The organism is Pseudomonas sp. B6002 (assembly GCF_013385985.1).
In the GTDB taxonomy this organism is placed as follows: domain Bacteria; phylum Pseudomonadota; class Gammaproteobacteria; order Pseudomonadales; family Pseudomonadaceae; genus Aquipseudomonas.
Genome location: NZ_JACAOY010000007.1, coordinates 179,878 through 198,874 on the forward strand (window position 1 = coordinate 179,878; position 18,997 = coordinate 198,874).

Consider the following 18,997-nt stretch of genomic DNA (forward strand, 5'->3'; position numbering starts at 1 on the left):
GTAAAAAAGCCGCAAACCCGGAATAATCAGGCGTGCGGCTTTTGTGTCACGGCGATCAGCGCGCGGTGATTTTCCACGCGCGATGGATCTTGGCGTTGCGCGCAAAATCCGGGTCGATGGTCTTGTCGCTGATTTCCTCGACCGCGTAGCGTTCGCTGAGGTTGTCCTCCAGCGCGAACTTGCGGAAGTTGTTCGAGAAGTACAGCACGCCGCCCGGCGCCAGGCGCGCCATGGCCAGGTCGAGCAACTGCACGTGATCGCGCTGCACGTCGAATATGCCTTCCATGCGCTTGGAGTTGGAGAAGGTTGGCGGGTCGATGAAGATCAGGTCGAACTCATCGCGGCTGGCCTCCAGCCAGGCCATCACATCACCCTGCTCCAGGCGGTTCTTGTCGGAGAAACCGTTGAGGGAGAAGTTGCGACGGGCCCAGTCCAGGTAGGTCTTGGACAGGTCGACGCTGGTGGTGCTGCGTGCGCCGCCCTTGGCTGCGTGCACACTGGCGGTCGCGGTGTAGCAGTACAGGTTGAGGAAGCGCTTGCCGGCCGCTTCTTTCTGGATGCGCAGGCGCATCGGGCGGTGGTCGAGGAACAGGCCGGTGTCCAGGTAGTCGGTGAGGTTGACCAGCAGCTTCACGCCGCCTTCGCTGACTTCGGTGAACTTGCCCTGGGCGCTCTGACGCTCGTACTGCTTGGTGCCACTCTGACGCTCGCGGCGCTTGACCACCACGCGGCTCTTGTCGATGTTCAGCGCCTGGGGAATCGCGGCCAGGGCATCGAACATGCGTGCGGAGGCTTTTTCCGGGTCGATGGACTTCGGCGCCGCATATTCCTGCACGTGCACCCAATCGTGGTACAGGTCGATGGCCATGGAGTATTCCGGCATATCGGCGTCGTACACACGGTAGCAATCCACGCCTTCACGCTTGGCCCACTTGCCCAGCAACTTGAGGTTCTTCTGCAGGCGGTTGGCGAACATCTGCCCGCCCTCGCTCAGCCGCGCTTGCTCGACCACAGGTGCCGGTGCGGGTTTGATCGGGTTGCCGTTCTTGTTGTACTGGCGCTCTTGTGGTGCGGCCGGGGCTTGATCATAAGCGGCTTGCTCACGCTCGGCCTGACGCTGTTCCGGGGTACGGCGCTCGCCGGTGACGAACTGATCCGGGTTGACCTTGATCAGCAGCAACTTGCACGGCAACGCACCGTTCCAGAATGAATACTGCTTGTGGCTGCGGATGCCCATGCGCTTGCCCAGGTCCGGCGCGCCGGTGAACACCGCGGCTTCCCAGCCCATGCACGCCTGGCGCAGACGCTCGCCGAGGTTCTGGTAGAGGTACAACAGGCTGGCTTCGTCACCCAGGCGCTCGCCGTACGGCGGGTTGCAGATGACCAGGCCTTTCTGGTTCTGGTCCGGGCGCGGCTCAAAAGTACCGACTTCGCCCTGGTACACCTTGATCCAGTGGCTCAGGCCGGCACGTTCGATGTTGTTGCGCGCGGGCTGGATCAGGCGCGGGTCGGCTTCGTAGCCACGGATCCACAGCGGCGGCTTGTTCATGCCGATGGAGGCACGTTCGGTGGCCTCGGCGTGCAGCTTCTTCCACAACGCCGGGACGTGGCCGAGCCAAGTGGTGAAGCCCCACAGTTCGCGGTTCAGGTTGGGCGCCATGTCGGCGGCGATCATCGCGCCTTCGACCAGGAAGGTGCCCACGCCGCACATCGGGTCGCTCAGCGCACCGCCCTCAGCAGCAATACGCGGCCAGCCGGCGCGGATCAGGATCGCGGCGGCCAGGTTTTCCTTCAACGGTGCCGCGCCCTGCTGCAGGCGATAGCCGCGCTGGTGCAGGCTGTGCCCGGACAGGTCGAGGGAGAGGATGGCTTCGCCACGGTCCAGGCGCAGGTGGATGCGCAGGTCCGGGTTGATTTTGTCGATGGACGGGCGCTCACCGGTCGGCGTGCGCAGCTTGTCGACGATGGCGTCCTTGACCTTCAAGGCGCCGAAGTGGGTGTTGTCGATGCCCGAACCGTGGCCGCTGAATTCCACCGCGAGGGTGCCGTCAGGGACCATGTGGTCGGCCCATTCGATATCCAGCACGCCGTGGTAGAGGTCTTCGGCATCCTTCATCGGGAAGCGCTTGAGGACCAGCAACACGCGGTTGGCCAGGCGTGACCAGAGGCACAGGCGGTAGGCGGTTTCCATGTCGGCCATGCCGCGCACGGCCGAGGTGTGCTCGCGGGCTTCCTCAAGGCCAAGCCCGACGGCTTCCTCGATCAGCAGGCCTTCGAGGCCCTTGGGGCAGGTGAGGAAGAGTTCAAAACGGTCCGACATGGGGCATTCCAGGCTTTTCAGCAATAAATGAACGGGCGACGCATCGCCGGTTCGGTTTTCAATCAAGCACTTTTCTTGAAGAGCGCTCGCGTGGCACGAATGTACCGTCCCACCCCGGCTGCCGGGCCTTTGGGCCGTGATTGCCGGGGCAGATAAATAAATAGTTGCAACAAAAAGAAATATTCCGACCCTTCGTCGAATAATAACCGACTGCAACGAGCGGGCATTCTCACTAAAGGATTAAACCCATCCTCTATGCAGGGTGCATCATAGCTGGCTTTGCCAGACAAATGGGGCGAAAAGCCAGCCCAGCTTATGGCTATAGCATCGTTATCGTTACGTGCTTATGACAAAACGGTCATTGAATCCATGTGACCTATTGGTTAGAACTCAACACAGGTTGGCGCCGTAACGACGCCGACACATTGGCTCGCCACGCCGGCAGCGAGCCCACCAACGGCAGAAAAACTCTGCCCGGCCTCGGACGAGGCCGAAGGATATCTAGACAGTCAACAAGTGAGGGAAACACCCTATGAGAAGACTTAAGCGTGATCCGTTGGAAAGAGCATTTTTACGCGGATATCAATATGGCGTTCATGGAAAATCCCGTGAGCTTTGCCCATTTACTCTACCGTCGGTACGCCAAGCCTGGATCAACGGCTGGCGAGAAGGACGCGGCGACAACTGGGACGGTATGACTGGCACTGCGGGCATCCACAGACTCAACGAACTTCACGCCGTCGGCTAATCAGGGCACTTAATTCCGACACACCACCTTTGGATTTGTAACGACTTACCACGCACGCCCCATCCGGGCGGCGGGCTTCGGCCCAGGGGCTCCTTTATGGAGCCCTTTTTATTGGCTGGAAAAAACTACCCGACGTACTCGGACTCAGGGTGGGAGCGGGCGTGTGTGGGAGCCGGGCTTGCCCGCGATGCAGCCACCTCGGTGTGTCAGTCACACCGCAGTGATGCCATCGCAGGCAAGCCAGCTCCCACACAAGCCTGCTCCTGCAATAAAAGTGTCAGCGCAGTGCAGCGATCGCATCCACCGACTGGCGAATCAGTTCCGGGCCCTTGTAGATAAAGCCCGAGTACAACTGCACCAGGCTGGCACCGGCCGCGATTTTCTCGGCCGCATGCTTGCCTTCGGTGATGCCACCCACGGCGATGATCGGCAGGCGCCCTGCCAGTTCGGTCGCCAGCACCTTGACGATATGGGTACTCTTGTCACGCACCGGCGCGCCCGACAGACCGCCCGCCTCGTCACCATGGGCGAGCCCTTCGACGCCAATACGGCTGAGGGTGGTGTTGGTGGCGATCACTGCGTCCATGCCCGAGTCCACCAGGGCCTGGGCCACCAACACGGTTTCCTCATCGCTCATGTCCGGAGCAATCTTGATGGCCAGCGGCACGCGCTTACCGTGGCGCACGGCCAGGTCTTCCTGGCGCTGGCGCAGGGCTTCAAGCAGTTGCTTGAGGGAATCACCAAACTGCAGGCTGCGCAGGCCCGGGGTATTCGGCGAGCTGACGTTGACGGTGACGTAGCTGGCATGGGCGTAGACCTTGTCCAGGCAGATCAGGTAGTCATCCACCGCACGTTCAACCGGGGTGTCGAAGTTCTTGCCGATATTGATCCCGAGAATGCCGGTGTACTTCGCCGCCTGCACCCGTGACAGCAGGTGATCAACCCCCAGGTTGTTGAAGCCCATGCGGTTGATGATCGCCTCGGCTTCCGGCAAGCGGAAGATGCGTGGCTTGGGGTTGCCCGGTTGTGGCCGTGGGGTCACGGTGCCGATTTCGACAAAACCGAACCCCAACTGTGCAAAACCATCGATGGCCGCGCCGTTCTTGTCCAGGCCGGCAGCCAGGCCGACCGGGTTGGGGAAGTCCAGCCCCATTACCGACACCGGCATTTTCGCCGGGGCCTTGCATACCAGGCCATTGAGCCCCAGTCGGCCACCGGCACCGATCAGGTCCAGGGACAGATCGTGGGAGGTTTCCGGGGAGAGTTTGAACAACAGCTGGCGGGCCAGGGTATACATGGGCGGGCTAGACTCGGATGGCGGTAAAGGTGGCGGCGATTATAGCCGGGGTGGCCGTGTACACGCGAGGCATGCCGTCCAATCGTCAATAGCGCTGCGCGACCAGCGCCTCATAGTGCGCCCAGATTTTCTGCGCGTAGCGCATGCGCAAGGTCTCACGCTGCGGCCCCGGGCCTGCGCCGATGTTGTAGGAACCCACCGCCGTCCAGTTGTAGCCGAAACGCTGGACGAACTCGGCGAGAATCGAAGCGCCCACCTCCACCGACAGGCAAGGCTCGCTCAACAAGCGTTCCTCGGTGATACCCTGCTTGAGCAGGCGCGGCAAGTGAATGCTGTTGATCTGCATCAAGCCGATGTCACGCGTGCCGTTGCGGTTGGCGTGGTTTACCGCTTGCGTGCGATAACCCGACTCCACGGCAGCGATGGCCTGTAGCAGCTCGGGCTCAAGGTCATAGCGGCTGGCAGCCTCGTTCCAGCAGTTGGCCAGCGCTTGATTGCCGCCCAGGCACGCCACCAGCAACAGGCTTTTGCTCCAGGTACTAGCCATTGCTGGCTTGCCCACAGGCGGAACACACACCCCGCTTTTCAGCCTGCACCGGGCAGGTAAAGCGATAACCCCGGCCGTAGATCGTCTTGATAAACCCCTTGTCGGTCTTCAAGTGCTTGCGCAACGCGTAAATGCACCGCGTCAGCGACTCCTCGGCCACTTCGCCCCGAGGCCACGCCTGCTCCAGCAAACGGTCCTTGGTCATCAGCGCGCCACCGGAGCCCAATAATAGACGCAGAACCTGGCCCTCCTTGGGAGGCAACTGAATATCCGCGCCCACTCCCGTCAACCGCCCATCGCCGTGCAAGGTCCAGCGATCAAACACGAGGGACGTCGACACTCCATCACTTGCGACGGCCATGCACACCTCTGTATTCGACTTTCGACATTGAAACCCTCATTGCCACTACTGGCTGCCCAATCAACGCCATGACTATAAAAACCTGTTCCGCAACCCACGCCAGGACAAAGCCGATTTACCCGTCGATTTTCAGAAGTACCCGGTAAGAAAATTCTCCACCCACGCCAAGGCTCACCACTGCTCATTCATTTGCCCGCCAATACATCGAACGAATTCAGGGGGGCGCTGGCTCGTTCGCCTGCTGGGGTACGTCCAACTCCGCCACCCATTGCTTGATCAACTTGACCTGCGCCGGTGTGCCCCTGACCAGCAAACTGTTGATGTCGGGATAGGCAATGACGGCGAACCCCTTGTCGGCCAAAAGGTGCTTGCGGTTACGCACCAGCAAGGTCTCGATCATGGAGTTCATCCCCGGCACCGTAGGTTCATCTGCACCGGCCCCGGACTTACGGTCCGCCACAAAGTGATGGAGCACTGCCACCACCCCAAACGCCTGCTCGGGCACCTTTGCAGGCTGGCGATCCATCAATTGCGCCAACCGCAGCACGCGGTCGACATAGCTCGGCGGCCCGGACACATAGAACATGCGCTGCCCGCTCTCACGCAGAGGGAAGCGGGACTCATCCAGCCCTGTCCCTTGCATGAGGCTGCGCAGCCTGCTGACGGAAATATGCCGGAGCACGACGGCCGAACGTCTAATCTCGGCAGCCTCGTAGAGGTACAGCGCTTGTCGGTCACGGTGCCAGATCAGCCCCTCCTGCCTGGCCAGAGCCTCCAACACCTGCTCGGGCGCAGCAAAATCGAACGATCCACTGACGCGCTTGCGATCCACCTGCCGGCTGACCACAACCGCAACCCCCAGAGGCCCGGACAACGCGTTGAGTACGCTGCCCAGGCTTGCATCCTGCGTCTGATAGACCTCGCCCCAGGCCGCCGCGCAACAGAGCAGCAACACAGCACACAACACCCACCGGCATAGCCAGTGACAGGTCAACGTTGCGGCGGAGTCAGCGTGCAAAGTGGGTTTACCTCGGCGGTCTGGCGTAGAGAAGCGGCCATACTGAAAGGCAAGCGGCGCTCAATCTTGATGAAAAGCTGATGACATTGCGTGGCATGTGCCTTGCTACACACTTGGCATCAGGGCCCACACCAACGTCGGAGCGGGCCTACGGACAAAGGCGTCGTTACCCTCCAATGGCCCATAGCGCCCGCCGAGGGAACGACGCTTTTTTTTGAGAGAAAAGGTAGGTGTTGATGAACGATTCGGTCGGCAACAGCCCGGTGAATAATCCACTGGCGTGGGTCAACGGCAGTGATGCTCCGGAAAAGAGCAGCCTGGACCTGGGTTTCATGGCGCTGACCGATTGCGCATCGCTGGTGGTCGCCGCCACCCAGGGTTTCGCCCAACCCTACGGGCTGACACTGAACCTCAAGCGCCAGTCCTCCTGGGCCAACCTGCGCGACAAACTGGTCAGCGGTGAGCTGGACGCCGCCCATAGCCTGTACGGGCTGATCTACGCCGTACACCTGGGTATTGGCGGTGTAGCGCCCACCGAGATGGCGGTGCTGATGGGGCTCAATCAAAACGGCCAGAGCATCAACCTGTCCCACGGTTTGCAACAGCAGGGCGTGACCACTCCCGAGGCACTGGATCGCCACGTGCACCAAAGCCGAACAAAACTGACCTTCGCCCAGACATTTCCCACGGGCACCCACGCCATGTGGCTGTATTACTGGCTGGCGAGCCAGGGCATCCACCCCTTGCAGGACGTGGACAGTGTGGTGGTCCCGCCGCCGCAGATGGTCGCGCACCTGCAGGCCGGGCGCATCGACGGTTTTTGTGTCGGTGAGCCCTGGTGTGCCAGCGCAGTCAAGCAACAACAGGGCTTCACCCTGGCGACCACCCAGGCGATCTGGCCCGACCATCCGGAAAAGGTACTCGGCTGTACCCAGGCGTTCGTCGAGCAATACCCCAACACGGCGCGGGTGCTGGTGATGGCCATTCTTGAAGCCAGCCGTTTTATTGAAGAAAGCCAGGAAAACCGTCGCTCTACCGCACAACTGCTCAGCGCCCGCGACTACCTGGATGCCCCGCTCGACTGCATCGAACCCCGACTGCTGGGCACCTATGACGATGGCCTGGGCAACCAATGGCAAGACCCTCACGCACTGCGCTTTTTTGCCGATGGCGAGGTAAACCTGCCCTACCTGTCGGACGGCATGTGGTTCATGACCCAGTTCCGCCGCTGGGGTCTGTTGCGCGAAGACCCGGACTACCTGGGCGTCGCCCGCCATGTCCAGCAACTGGACCTGTACCGTCAGGCCGCCAGCGCGGTGGGCGTTTCAAGCAACCCCCAGGACATGCGCAGCAGCCAACTGATCGACGGCAAGGTCTGGGACGGCAGTAACCCCGCCGCCTATGCGCGCAGCTTCCGCCTGCACGCCATGGCCGACCACGCCAGCCGCCAAGCCTTGCGCTGACAGGAGCACGGATATGTTGCGAATCCTGTTGATCAACGACACACCGCGTAAAGTCGGCCGGCTCCGGGCCGCGCTGATTGAGGCAGGGTTCGAGGTCATTGATGAGTCGGGCCTGACCATCGACCTGCCGGCACGCGTCGAAACGGTGCGACCGGACGTGATCCTGATCGATACCGAGTCACCCGGGCGCGATGTGATGGAGCAAGTGGTGCTGGTCAGCCGCGACCAGCCACGGCCGATCGTGATGTTTACCGACGAGCACGACCCGAATGTGATGCGCCAGGCGATCAAGTCGGGCGTCAGCGCCTACATTGTCGAAGGCATTCAGGCCCAGCGCCTGCAGCCGATTCTCGACGTGGCCATGGCGCGCTTCGAGAGCGACCAGGCCCTGCGCGCCCAGCTCCAGGCGCGGGACCAGCAACTGGCCGAGCGCAAACGCATCGAGCTGGCCAAGGGCATGCTGATGAAAATGAAGAGCTGCAATGAGGAAGAGGCCTACACCCTGATGCGCCGCCAGGCCATGAGCCGCCAGCAGAAACTGATCCAGGTGGCCGAGCAGATTATCGCCATGAGTGAGCTGCTCGGCTGATTTGGCTCAGCTCTTGCTAAGCATTCATCACAGGTAACCAACGGCGGTTGCCCCTCCACGACAAAGACGTCGCACATCCGGTTTGCCCCCGCAAACCCGGTGGCGGCGTTTTTTCGTTTTGGCCCCAGTGCATGGGGCCGGTGGGGCAGCCTTCGCCGGCTGTTCCATCACCCGGCCTTCTTACAAGACTCCCAACCGTTGAGGTGCGTGATGAAATCAAGCTTCTGGAAATCCGGGCACACCCCGACCCTGTTTGCCGCGTTCCTGTATTTCGACCTGAGTTTCATGGTCTGGTACCTGCTGGGCCCGCTGGCGGTGCAGATCGCCGCCGACCTGCACCTGACCACCCAGCAGCGCGGCCTGGTGGTGGCGACGCCGATCCTGGCGGGCGCCGTCTTGCGCTTCCTGATGGGCATGCTGGCTGACAAGCTGTCGCCCAAAACCGCCGGGCTGATCGGCCAGGTGATCGTGATCGCCGCGCTGTTCGGCGCCTGGAAGCTGGGCATCCACAGCTATGAACAAGCCCTGTTGCTGGGCGTGTTCCTGGGCATGGCCGGTGCGTCATTTGCCGTCGCCCTGCCGCTGGCGTCCCAATGGTACCCGGCCGAACACCAGGGCAAGGCCATGGGCATCGCCGGCGCCGGCAACTCCGGTACCGTATTTGCCGCCTTGCTCGCACCCGTGCTGGCCGCAGCGTTTGGCTGGAGCAATGTGTTTGGCTTCGCGCTGATCCCGCTGGTGCTCACCCTGATCGTCTTTGCCTGGCTGGCGCGCAATGCACCGGAACGCCCGAAGGCCAAATCCATGGCCGACTACTTCAAGGCCCTGGGCGACCGCGACAGCTGGTGGTTCATGTTCTTCTACAGCGTGACGTTTGGCGGTTTCATCGGCCTGGCCAGCGCCCTGCCCGGCTACTTCAACGACCAGTACGGCCTGAGCCCGGTCACGGCCGGCTACTACACCGCAGCCTGCGTGTTTGGCGGCAGCCTGATGCGCCCGCTGGGCGGCGCCCTGGCCGACCGTTTCGGCGGCATCCGCACCCTGCTCGGCATGTACAGCGTGGCGGCGATCTGCATCGCGGCGGTGGGTTTCAACCTGCCCAGTTCCTACGCGGCATTGGCGCTGTTCGTCTGCACCATGTTCGGCCTCGGCGCGGGCAATGGCGCGGTGTTCCAACTGGTACCGCAGCGCTTTCGCCGTGAGATCGGCGTGATGACCGGCCTGATCGGCATGGCCGGTGGGATCGGCGGTTTTGCCCTGGCGGCCGGCATGGGCGCGATCAAGCAAAGCACCGGCAGTTACCAGATGGCGCTGTGGTTGTTCGCCAGCCTTGGCGTGCTGGCCTGGTTCGGCCTGCACGGGGTGAAACGCCGCTGGAGAACCACTTGGGGTTCGGCCGCCGTGACCGCTGCCCGCGTCTGATGAGCCTGCAACTGAGCGTCGCCCACGCCAGCGCCATCGGCCCACGGGCAGAAAACCAGGACGCCCTGCGCGTGGTCACGCCGGTCGCGGAACTGGCCGCCAGCAAAGGCTACCTGTGTGCATTGGCCGACGGTGTGAGCCAATGCGCCGATGGCGGGTTGGCTGCACGCTCGACCTTGCAGGCCCTGGCCTTGGACTATTACGCCACGCCGCAAACCTGGGGCGTGGCCCAGGCCCTGGAACGCCTGCTGCTCGCACAAAACCGCTGGCTGCAGGCCAATGGCGGTGGCCAGCCGTTGCTGACCACCCTCAGCGCCCTGGTGTTTCGCGGCCAGCGCTTCACCCTGGCGCACGTCGGCGATTGCCGGGTTTATCGCTGGCTGGACGGCGAGCTGCAGCGCATCAGCGAAGACCATGTGTGGGAGCAACCGGGCATGCAGCATGTGCTCAAGCGCGCACTCGGCCTGGATCAGCACCTGGTACTGGATTTTCTCGACGGCGAACTGCGTTCGGGCGAATGCTTTCTGCTGCTCAGCGATGGTGTGTGGGCCACCCTGGGCGATCACAGCATCAGCACGATCCTGCGTGAACAAACCGACCTCGACCTGGCAGTGAACACGCTGGTCAACGCCGCTCATTTGGCCGGCAGCCAGGACAACGCCAGTGCCCTGCTGGTGCGCATCGACGCACTGGGCGCCGCCACCCTCGGCGATGCCTTGGTGCAGTTGCAGCAATGGCCCTTGCCGCCGCCGCTGAAACCCGGGCAACGCTTTGAGGGCTGGCAGGTGGAGTGCGTGCTGGCGCAGAGCCGACAGTCGTTGCTGTACCGGGTACGCGATGCCCAGCAACAAGCCTGGCTGTTGAAAACCTTGCCGCTCAACCGTGACGACGACAACGATGCCGGCCAGGCCTTGCTCTCGGAAGAGTGGTTTTTGCGACGGGTGGCCGGGCGCGCGTTTCCGGAAGTGCATGCCGCCAGCGGGCGTCAGCACTTGTACTACGTGATGCGCGAATATCCCGGGCAAACCCTGGCTGCGCTGTTCGAGCAGCAAGGCCCGCTGCCCTTGGCGCAATGGCAGTCCATCGCCGAGCGATTGCTGCGTGCCGTGGGCCTGCTGCATCGACGGCAGATCCTGCACCGCGACATCAAACCGGAAAACCTGCTGCTGGGGGACGACGGCGAACTGCGCGTGCTGGATTTCGGCCTGGCTTATTGCCCGGGCCTTTCTGAAGACCGTGCCCACTTGCTGCCCGGCACCCCGAGTTTTATCGCGCCGGAGGCCTTTGCCGGTGACCGTCCTACAGCACAGCAGGATTTGTACAGCGTCGGCGTCACCTTGTATTACCTGCTCACCGGGCAGTACCCCTGCGGTGAAATCGAGGCTTTCCAACGGCCGCGTTTCACCCAAGCTGTCAGCGCCAGCCGCTACCGCCCGGACCTGCCGGATTGGCTGCCACTCAGCTTGGAACGCGCGGTGGCCGCTCAACCCGCGCAGCGTTATGAAACCGCCGAAGAATGGCTGCTGGTGCTGGAGCAGGCGGACCGTCGCGAGCTGAGCGTGCGGCCACGGCCGTTGCTGGAGCGTGAACCGCTGAAGGTCTGGCAGACCCTGGCGGTGGCGTCGCTGCTGATCAATCTGGTGCTGCTGTATTGGTTACTGCACCACTAGGGAGCAAATCTCAACTCCAGTTTTTGCGCAAGCCCCGTAAACCCGGGTACAAGGCAACTTGGCACAACCGCTGCATTAGCGGACACAACACCCCACATATAGCCGCCCCTTCAACGTCGAAGGGGCGAGCTTCCCGAGAGAACGGGACCAGGACAAAGGCGTCCTCTCTAGGTAACTAGCGGGGACGCCTTTTTTTGTTTGCGCGTGATTGGTCGAGCCATTGCGGAGAACGACATGAAAAAACTCAAATTGGTGATGATCGGCAACGGCATGGCCGGGGTTCGCACCCTTGAAGAATTGCTCAAGCTGAGCAGCGACCTGTACGACATCACCGTGTTTGGCGCCGAGCCGCACACCAACTACAACCGCATCCTGTTGTCGCCGGTGCTGGCCGGCGAGCAAACCTTCGAAGAGATCGTGCTCAACGACTTGAGCTGGTACCTGGACAACAACATCAAGCTGCTGCTCAACCGCAAAGTGGTGCAGATCGACCGCGTCAAACGCGTGGTCATCGCCGAAGACGGCACCGAGGCGGAATACGACCGCCTGCTGATCGCCACCGGTTCTACGCCTTTTATCCTGCCAATTCCCGGCAATACGTTGCAGGGTGTGATCGGCTACCGCGACATCGCCGACACCCAAGCCATGATCGACACCGCCAAGACCCACACCCACGCCGTGGTCATCGGCGGTGGCCTGCTGGGCCTGGAGGCCGCCAACGGACTGATGCTGCGCGGCATGCACGTCACCGTGGTGCATATCGGCGAGTGGCTGCTGGAGCGTCAGCTGGACAAGACCAGCGGCCAATTGTTGCAGACCGAGCTGGAAAGCCGTGGCCTGGTGTTTCGGCTGTGCGAGCAGACCCAGGCGCTGCATGACGCGGGCAACGGTCGCGTCGGCTCGGTACAGTTCAAGAACGGCGACATCATCCCCGCCGACCTGGTGGTGATGGCGGCAGGTATCCGGCCCAACACCGAGCTGGCGGAAAAATCCGGCATTCCCTGCAACCGTGGGATTCTGGTCAACGACACCCTGCAAACCTACGACCCGCGCATCTACGCCATCGGCGAGTGCGCCAGCCATCGCGGCATCGCCTATGGCCTGGTGGCGCCGCTGTTCGAGCAGGCCAAGGTCTGCGCCAACCACCTCGCACAGTTGGGCTTTGCCACCTACAAAGGCTCGGTCACCTCGACCAAGTTGAAGGTCACCGGCATCGACCTGTTCTCGGCCGGCGACTTCATGGGCGGCGAAGGCACCGAGACCATCACCCTCTCCGACCCGATTGGCGGCGTGTACAAGAAACTGGTGATCAAGGACGACATCCTGGTCGGCGCCTGCCTGTACGGCGACACCGCCGACGGCGGTTGGTATTTCCGTCAGATCCGTGAGAACCACGCCATCGGCGAGATCCGCGATCACTTGATGTTCGGCGAAAACGCCTTGGGCGATGTCGGCCATCAAGGCCAGGACAAAGCCATGAGCATGGCCGACAACGCCGAGGTCTGCGGTTGTAACGGCGTGTGCAAGGGCACCATCGTCAAGGCGATCCAGGAACAGGGGCTGTTCAGCGTCGACGAAGTGAAAAAACACACCAAGGCTGCCAGCTCCTGCGGCTCCTGTGTCGGCCTGGTCGAGCAGATTTTGATCAACACCGTGGGCGGCGCGGCCGACGTCAAGCCGAAAAGCGAAAAAGCCATCTGCGGCTGCAGCGACCTCAACCACGGGCAGATCCGCCAGGCCATCCGCGACCAGCACTTGCTGACCATCGCCGGCACCATGAGCTACCTGAACTGGCGCACGCCCAACGGCTGCGCCACCTGCCGCCCGGCCTTGAACTACTACCTGATTTCCACCTGGCCCGGCGAAGCCAAGGACGACCCGCAATCGCGCCTGATCAATGAACGGGCTCACGCCAATATCCAGAAAGACGGCACCTATTCCGTGGTCCCACGGATGTGGGGCGGCGTGACCAACCCGTCGGAGTTGCGGCGCATCGCCGATGTGGCCGACAAGTACAACGTGCCGATGGTCAAGGTCACCGGCGGCCAGCGCATCGATCTGCTGGGGATCAAAAAGCAGGACTTGCCTGGCGTGTGGAAAGACCTGGACATGCCGTCCGGCCATGCCTATGGCAAATCCATCCGCACCGTGAAGACCTGCGTCGGCAGCGAGTTCTGCCGCTTCGGCACGCAGAACTCCACGCAACTGGGCATCGAGTTGGAGCATGACCTGTTCAACATGTGGTCGCCGCACAAGGTCAAGTTGGCGGTGTCCGGTTGCCCACGCAATTGCTCGGAAGCAGGCATCAAGGACGTAGGCATTATCGGTGTCGACTCCGGTTGGGAGATGTACATCGGTGGCAACGGCGGCATCAAGACCGAAGTCGCGGAGTTCTTCGTCAAGCTGAAAACCGCCGAAGAAGTGCGCGAGTACAACGGCGCCTTCCTACAGCTGTACCGCGAAGAAGCCTTCTACCTTGAGCGCACCGTGCACTACCTGCAACGGGTGGGCATGGAACACATCAAGAAGGCCGTGCTGGAAGACCCGGCCCGCCGTCAGGCCCTTAACGAGCGCCTGCAATTCTCGCTGTCGTTCGAGCAGGACCCGTGGAAGGAGCGCCTGGAACAACCGCTGCTGAAGAAGGAGTTCGAGGTTATCCCCGTCAAACAACTGGAGGTGCTGGTATGAACTGGCTGGATATCTGCGCCCTCGACGACATCAACACCCTGGGATCACGCATCATCCACGGGCCCAAGGGTGATATCGCGATTTTTCGTACCAGTGACGATGAAGTCTTCGCACTCGATGACCGTTGCCCGCACAAAGGTGGCCCGCTGTCCCAAGGCCTGATCTACGGCAAGCGCGTGGCCTGCCCGTTGCACAACTGGCAGATCGACCTCGCCTCCGGCGAAGCCCAGGCGCCGGATATCGGTTGCGCTCACCATCACCCGGCCCGCGTGGAAAACGGCCGCGTGATGCTGGCCCTGCGGGACGCGGTGTGATGAACCGCCAGACCACCGCCTCTACCTGCTGCTACTGCGGCGTAGGTTGCGGCGTGTTGATCGAACATGACGGCGAGCAAATCATTGGCGTGCAAGGCGACCCCGACCACCCGGCGAACTTCGGCAAGCTGTGCAGCAAGGGCTCCAGCCTGCACCTGACCGGTGATTTATCCGCCCGCGCCTTGTACCCCGAGTTGCGCCTGGGCAAAGGCCTGGCGCGCACCCGCACCGATTGGGACACCGCGCTGGAGCACGCGGCCAACGTGTTCGCCCAGACCATCGCCGAACACGGGCCGGACAGTGTGGCGTTCTATATCTCCGGGCAATTGCTCACCGAGGACTACTACAGCTTCAACAAGCTGGCGCGGGCGCTGGTGGGCACCAACAACATCGATAGCAACTCGCGGCTGTGCATGTCTTCGGCGGTGGTCGGCTACAAGCGCAGCCTGGGCGCCGACGCACCGCCGTGCAGCTATGAAGACCTGGAGAGCAGCGACTGCGTGATGATCGTCGGCAGCAACATGGCCTACGCGCACCCGGTGTTGTTCCGACGCCTGGAAGAAGCCAAGGCGCAGCGCCCACAGATGAAAGTGGTGGTGATTGATCCACGTCGCACAGACACCTGCGACTTGGCTGACCTGCACCTGGCGATCCTGCCGGGGACGGACGTCGCGCTGTTCCATGGGATCCTGCACCTGCTGCTGTGGGAAGACTGGATCGACCGTGCGTTTATCCAGGCGCATACCGAGGGGCTGGCCGAGCTGAAACGCCTGGTGCATGACTACACGCCGCAGATGGTCACGCAGCTGTGTGGCATCAGCGTCGAGCAACTGCGCTTGTGTGCGGAATGGGTCGGCACCTCCAGCAGTTTTCTGTCGTTGTGGTGCATGGGGCTTAACCAGTCCACGGCGGGCAGCGCTAAAAACAGTGCACTGATCAACTTGCACCTGGCCACCGGTACGATTGGCCGGCCCGGCTGCGGGCCGTTTTCCCTGACCGGCCAGCCGAATGCCATGGGTGGGCGCGAGACGGGCAGTTTGTCGAACCTGTTGCCCGGGCATCGTGAGGCCGCCAACCCTGAACATCGCGAACAAGTCGCGAGGTATTGGGGAATTGATTCGTTGCCGGCGTCTACCGGGTTCACGGCTGTCGAGCTGTTCGAGCAGGTCCAAGCCGGCAAGGTCAAGGCACTGTGGATCGCCTGCACCAACCCGGCGCAATCACTGCCAGACCAGAACCGTGTGCGCGAAGCCTTGGCCGCCTGCCCCTTCGTGGTGTTGCAGGAGGCGTTTCGCACCACCGAGACCGCCGCCTACGCCGACCTGCTGTTGCCCGCCGCCAGTTGGGGGGAGAAGGAAGGCACGGTGACCAACTCCGAGCGGCGTATTTCCCACGTGCGCCGCGCTATCGTCCCACCGGGAGAAGCGCGGCCGGACTGGGCGATTACCGTGGATTTCGCCCAGCGCCTGGAGCGCCGCCTGCGTCCGGAAATGAGCAGCTTGTTTGCCTTTGAACAGCCCGCTCAGATTTTTGACGAATACAAAATGCTGACCCGTGGCCGTGACCTGGACTTGTCGGGCATCAGCCACGCCTTGCTTGATTGTATCGGCCCGCAGCAATGGCCGTTCCCCCAGGGCGCCGAGGGCGGCACCCCACGCCTGTATACCGACGGTGTGTTCCCGACCGAGAGCGGGCGGGCACACTTTATCGCCGATCCTTACCGCGCCGCCAAAGAGCAGCGCGATTCACGCTTCCCGCTGACGCTGATTACCGGTCGCTTGCGTGACCAGTGGCATGGCATGAGCCGCACCGGCACGGCGGCGCAGTTATTCGGGCATGTCAGCGAAGCGCTGTTGAGCCTGCACCCGGATGAGTTGCGGCGGCACCGCTTCAAAGAAGGCGACTTGGTCAACCTGAAAAGCCGTCGCGGCCAGGTGATCGTGGCGGTCAGCAGTGATGACAGCGTGCGCCCGGGGCAGGCATTTCTGCCCATGCATTGGGGTGATCGTTTTCTCAAGGGCGGCGTGAATGCGCTGACCCAGCCGGCGTTTGATCCCCTGTCCAAACAACCGGAACTCAAGCACAGCGGCGTGCGCCTGGAGGCGGTGCAACTACCGTGGCAGCTGTTTGCGTTGATCGAAGGCGATGTGCAGCAACACTTCGAAGCCCTGCGCCCGCTGTGCGAGGGTTTTGCCTACGTCAGCCTCAGCCTGGCCGGGCGGGAGCGGCCCGCATTGTTGATACGCGCAGCCCATAGCGAGGCGCCCGACCTGCAACTGTTGACCCGAATCGATGAACTGCTGGGCCTCAACGACGGGCCGGTGATGGCGTACGACGACCCGCGCCGCTCGATCGGCAAGCGCGTGAAGATCGAAAAAGGCCGCATCACCGCCTTGCGTCTGGCCGGAGAAACCTTGGCCCGGCATTGGTTGCAAAGCCTGTGGCTGGAAGGCCGCGCCGACGATCAACTGCGGCGCTGGCTGTTGGCACCGTTGAGCGCGCCTCCGGGTGGGGCGGCGGCAAGCAGCAAGGTGTTGTGCAACTGCAAGAACGTCAGCGAAAACGCCGTGTGTGCCGGTGTCGCCCGTGGCCTGAGCCTGGACGGGCTCAAGCGGGAACTGGGGTGTGGTACGCAATGCGGCTCCTGTGTACCGGAAATCAAACGTCTTTTGGCCAGCAGCCCGCAGCCAATCGCGATCAGTGTGTAAGGGGAACAACATGAGTGCAAAAGTCTGGTTGGTGGGCGCAGGCCCCGGTGACCCCGAGCTGTTGACCCTCAAGGCGGTGCGCGCCCTGCGTGAGGCCGATGTGGTGCTGATCGATGACCTGGTCAACCCGGCCGTGCTGGAGCACTGTGCCGGTGCGCGGGTGATCACCGTTGGCAAGCGCGGTGGTTGCCGCTCGACCCCGCAGGATTTTATCCATCGCCTGATGCTGCGCTATGCCCGCCAAGGCAAGTGCGTGGTGCGGCTTAAAGGGGGTGATCCGTGCATTTTTGGCCGGGGTGGCGAAGAAGCGACCTGGCTGCGTGAACACGGGGTGGAGGTGGAGCTGGTCAACGGCATTACCGCCGGCCTGGCGGGGGCAACCAATTGCGCTGTTCCACTGACCTTGCGCGGTGTGAGCCGTGGCGTGACGCTGGTGACGGCGCACACCCAGGATGACAGCCGCCTGAACTGGCGTGCACTCGCAGAAGGCGGCACGACATTGGTGGTGTACATGGGGGTGGCCAAGCTTGAGGAGATTCGCCAGCAATTGCTCGACGGCGGAATGGCCGCCGATATGCCGGTGGCGATGATCGAGAATGCATCACTGCCCCAGCAACGGGAATGCCGTAGCAACCTGTTGCATCTGCATGAAGATGCGCAGGCATTTGCCCTGAAGAGCCCGGCGATCCTGGTGATCGGCCGCGTTGCCGCTTCTGCTCAAGCCGCTTGCACCGTTGCGGTCGCCAGCGCCTGAGGCAAATTCAAGGCGAAAAAAAGCCCGGCCTAAGCCGGGCTTTTTTCTACCACTCAGTAATTACTGAGCAGCTTGAGCTTCTACCGAGGCTTCTACGCGACGGTTGATAGCACGGCCTGCTTCAGTTGCGTTGTCAGCAACTGGACGGGATTTACCGTAGCCAACCGAGCTAACGCGGTTAGGAGCGATACCGTCTTTGACCAGAACTTGCTTAACAGCGTCAGCACGACGCTGGGACAGCTTCTGGTTGTAAGCGTCTGGACCTACGGAGTCAGTGTGACCTTCAACCACGGTGGTGGTTTGTGGGTACTGCTTCATGAAGTCGGCCAGGTTTTTCACGTCGCCGTAGCTGTTAGGCTTAACAACGGACTTGTCGAAGTCGAACTTAACGTCCAGCTCAACACGAACAACCTGAGCAACTGGAGCTTCTGGCTCTGGAGTTGGCTCTGGAGCTGGTGCTGGGGTAGGAGCTGGAGCAACTGCGCCAGCGTTGCCGCCGAAGTTCACACCCAGGCCAACCAGTGCGGAGTAGTCCCACTTGCCGTTGTCCAGGTTGTAGTCAGACTCAACACCAGCACGGGCGAACAGGTTGTTGGTGAAGTAGTACTTCACACCAGCGCCAGCGATAGCCAGGGTCGACTGGTCGCGACCGCTGTGGCCGTCAGCCTGTACGTTGGTACGGGATTGGTGACCGAAACCACCTTCTACGTATGGACGCAGGGAATCAACACCGGCCTGACCGAAGTGGTACTGAGCAGTCACGCTGCCAGTGTCACCTTTGATCTTCTGGTTGCCAGTACCGTCGTTCGAACGGGTGTGGTTGGTGGTGTCGTAGTTCAGGTTGATCGACACGTCGTCGGTCAAGAAGTAACCGATGCTTGCGCCAGGGTTGAAGCCGTCTTCGATGTGCTTGACGCTATCGTTGTACTGCTTCTTGTAGAACAGCTGGCCTTCAACTGCGCCTTGGCCTTGTGCCAGAGCGCCGAAAGAAGTGGCAGCAATAAGAGAACCAATGGCAAAGCCCAAGGTGTTTTTCAGTTTCATCCGTTAAATCCCCATCTGGTGATTGTAAAGCAGTCCCACAAACCGGGGGACAAC

General features: G+C 62.1%; 15 protein-coding genes. 9 read left to right on the forward strand and 6 right to left on the reverse strand.

The features are described 5' to 3' along the window. Window positions 1-55 precede the first annotated feature (55 nt). A complete protein-coding gene (rlmKL, locus tag HX792_RS12085; protein WP_176996324.1) occupies window positions 56-2,320 on the reverse strand; it encodes a bifunctional 23S rRNA (guanine(2069)-N(7))-methyltransferase RlmK/23S rRNA (guanine(2445)-N(2))-methyltransferase RlmL in 2,265 nt (754 codons plus the stop codon). Window positions 2,321-2,852: 532 nt separating this feature from the next. On the opposite strand from rlmKL, the gene rmf reads away from it, so the two are divergent. Continuing rightward, window positions 2,853-3,068, forward strand: coding sequence for a ribosome modulation factor (rmf, locus tag HX792_RS12090; RefSeq protein ID WP_002553055.1), 216 nt, complete (start codon window positions 2,853-2,855; stop codon window positions 3,066-3,068). A gap of 277 nt (window positions 3,069-3,345) precedes the next feature. On the opposite strand, the gene HX792_RS12095 is transcribed toward rmf, so the two are convergent. The 4 genes from HX792_RS12095 to HX792_RS12110 form a co-directional block, all read right to left on the reverse strand. Continuing rightward, on the reverse strand, window positions 3,346-4,365 hold the full coding sequence (locus HX792_RS12095) for a quinone-dependent dihydroorotate dehydrogenase (protein WP_176996325.1): 1,020 nt from the start codon (window positions 4,363-4,365) through the stop codon (window positions 3,346-3,348). Window positions 4,366-4,450: 85 nt separating this feature from the next. Beyond that, window positions 4,451-4,912: a transglycosylase SLT domain-containing protein gene (locus HX792_RS12100; RefSeq protein ID WP_176996326.1), complete on the reverse strand. Its 462-nt coding sequence runs from the start codon at window positions 4,910-4,912 to the stop codon at window positions 4,451-4,453. Next, window positions 4,905-5,273, reverse strand: coding sequence for a winged helix-turn-helix domain-containing protein (locus HX792_RS12105; RefSeq protein ID WP_176996327.1), 369 nt, complete (start codon window positions 5,271-5,273; stop codon window positions 4,905-4,907). The genes HX792_RS12100 and HX792_RS12105 overlap by 8 nt, the downstream gene beginning before the upstream one ends. Window positions 5,274-5,487: 214 nt before the next feature. After that, window positions 5,488-6,228 carry a secretin N-terminal domain-containing protein gene (locus HX792_RS12110; RefSeq protein ID WP_371319348.1) on the reverse strand — a complete coding sequence of 247 codons (741 nt, stop codon included), beginning with the start codon at window positions 6,226-6,228 and terminating at the stop codon, window positions 5,488-5,490. 299 nt (window positions 6,229-6,527) lie between these two features. Between HX792_RS12110 and HX792_RS12115 the strand changes: the two genes are divergently transcribed. From HX792_RS12115 to cobA, 8 genes are all read left to right on the forward strand, one after another. Next, window positions 6,528-7,754 carry a CmpA/NrtA family ABC transporter substrate-binding protein gene (locus HX792_RS12115; RefSeq protein ID WP_176996328.1) on the forward strand — a complete coding sequence of 409 codons (1,227 nt, stop codon included), beginning with the start codon at window positions 6,528-6,530 and terminating at the stop codon, window positions 7,752-7,754. Window positions 7,755-7,767: 13 nt separating this feature from the next. Continuing rightward, window positions 7,768-8,343 (forward strand): ANTAR domain-containing response regulator, encoded by a 576-nt coding sequence (locus tag HX792_RS12120; protein ID WP_176996329.1) that lies wholly within the window; start codon window positions 7,768-7,770, stop codon window positions 8,341-8,343. Window positions 8,344-8,553: 210 nt separating this feature from the next. Next, window positions 8,554-9,765, forward strand: coding sequence for a NarK/NasA family nitrate transporter (locus tag HX792_RS12125; protein WP_176996330.1), 1,212 nt, complete (start codon window positions 8,554-8,556; stop codon window positions 9,763-9,765). After that, window positions 9,765-11,435 (forward strand): bifunctional protein-serine/threonine kinase/phosphatase, encoded by a 1,671-nt coding sequence (locus HX792_RS12130; RefSeq protein ID WP_176996382.1) that lies wholly within the window; start codon window positions 9,765-9,767, stop codon window positions 11,433-11,435. Before HX792_RS12125 ends, HX792_RS12130 begins: the two co-directional genes overlap by 1 nt. A gap of 234 nt (window positions 11,436-11,669) precedes the next feature. Continuing rightward, window positions 11,670-14,123, forward strand: coding sequence for a nitrite reductase large subunit NirB (nirB, locus tag HX792_RS12135; RefSeq protein ID WP_176996331.1), 2,454 nt, complete (start codon window positions 11,670-11,672; stop codon window positions 14,121-14,123). Then, on the forward strand, window positions 14,120-14,437 hold the full coding sequence (nirD, locus tag HX792_RS12140) for a nitrite reductase small subunit NirD (RefSeq protein ID WP_176996332.1): 318 nt from the start codon (window positions 14,120-14,122) through the stop codon (window positions 14,435-14,437). The genes nirB and nirD overlap by 4 nt, the downstream gene beginning before the upstream one ends. Further along, on the forward strand, window positions 14,437-17,145 hold the full coding sequence (locus tag HX792_RS12145) for a nitrate reductase (protein WP_176996333.1): 2,709 nt from the start codon (window positions 14,437-14,439) through the stop codon (window positions 17,143-17,145). The genes nirD and HX792_RS12145 overlap by 1 nt, the downstream gene beginning before the upstream one ends. Before the next feature lie 10 nt (window positions 17,146-17,155). Continuing rightward, window positions 17,156-17,899 carry a uroporphyrinogen-III C-methyltransferase gene (gene cobA / locus HX792_RS12150; RefSeq protein ID WP_176996334.1) on the forward strand — a complete coding sequence of 248 codons (744 nt, stop codon included), beginning with the start codon at window positions 17,156-17,158 and terminating at the stop codon, window positions 17,897-17,899. Window positions 17,900-17,959: 60 nt separating this feature from the next. Here the strand turns inward: cobA and HX792_RS12155 are convergent, their stop codons facing one another. Next, window positions 17,960-18,943: an OmpA family protein gene (locus HX792_RS12155; RefSeq protein WP_176996335.1), complete on the reverse strand. Its 984-nt coding sequence runs from the start codon at window positions 18,941-18,943 to the stop codon at window positions 17,960-17,962. Between the last annotated feature and the right edge of the window lie 54 nt (window positions 18,944-18,997).

Excerpts from the sequence above, each read along its gene's own strand:
- HX792_RS12125 (WP_176996330.1), top strand. The coding sequence starts at position 8,554 with ATGAAATCAAGCTTCTGGAAATCCGGGCACACCCCGACCCTGTTTGCC.
- HX792_RS12115 (WP_176996328.1), top strand. The coding sequence starts at position 6,528 with ATGAACGATTCGGTCGGCAACAGCCCGGTGAATAATCCACTGGCGTGG.
- rmf (WP_002553055.1), top strand. The coding sequence starts at position 2,853 with ATGAGAAGACTTAAGCGTGATCCGTTGGAAAGAGCATTTTTACGCGGA.
- nirB (WP_176996331.1), top strand. The coding sequence starts at position 11,670 with ATGAAAAAACTCAAATTGGTGATGATCGGCAACGGCATGGCCGGGGTT.
- rlmKL (WP_176996324.1), bottom strand. The coding sequence starts at position 2,320 with ATGTCGGACCGTTTTGAACTCTTCCTCACCTGCCCCAAGGGCCTCGAA.
- HX792_RS12105 (WP_176996327.1), bottom strand. The coding sequence starts at position 5,273 with ATGGCCGTCGCAAGTGATGGAGTGTCGACGTCCCTCGTGTTTGATCGC.
- HX792_RS12120 (WP_176996329.1), top strand. The coding sequence starts at position 7,768 with ATGTTGCGAATCCTGTTGATCAACGACACACCGCGTAAAGTCGGCCGG.
- nirD (WP_176996332.1), top strand. The coding sequence starts at position 14,120 with ATGAACTGGCTGGATATCTGCGCCCTCGACGACATCAACACCCTGGGA.
- HX792_RS12130 (WP_176996382.1), top strand. The coding sequence starts at position 9,765 with ATGAGCCTGCAACTGAGCGTCGCCCACGCCAGCGCCATCGGCCCACGG.
- HX792_RS12155 (WP_176996335.1), bottom strand. The coding sequence starts at position 18,943 with ATGAAACTGAAAAACACCTTGGGCTTTGCCATTGGTTCTCTTATTGCT.
- HX792_RS12145 (WP_176996333.1), top strand. The coding sequence starts at position 14,437 with ATGAACCGCCAGACCACCGCCTCTACCTGCTGCTACTGCGGCGTAGGT.
- HX792_RS12100 (WP_176996326.1), bottom strand. The coding sequence starts at position 4,912 with ATGGCTAGTACCTGGAGCAAAAGCCTGTTGCTGGTGGCGTGCCTGGGC.
- cobA (WP_176996334.1), top strand. The coding sequence starts at position 17,156 with ATGAGTGCAAAAGTCTGGTTGGTGGGCGCAGGCCCCGGTGACCCCGAG.
- HX792_RS12095 (WP_176996325.1), bottom strand. The coding sequence starts at position 4,365 with ATGTATACCCTGGCCCGCCAGCTGTTGTTCAAACTCTCCCCGGAAACC.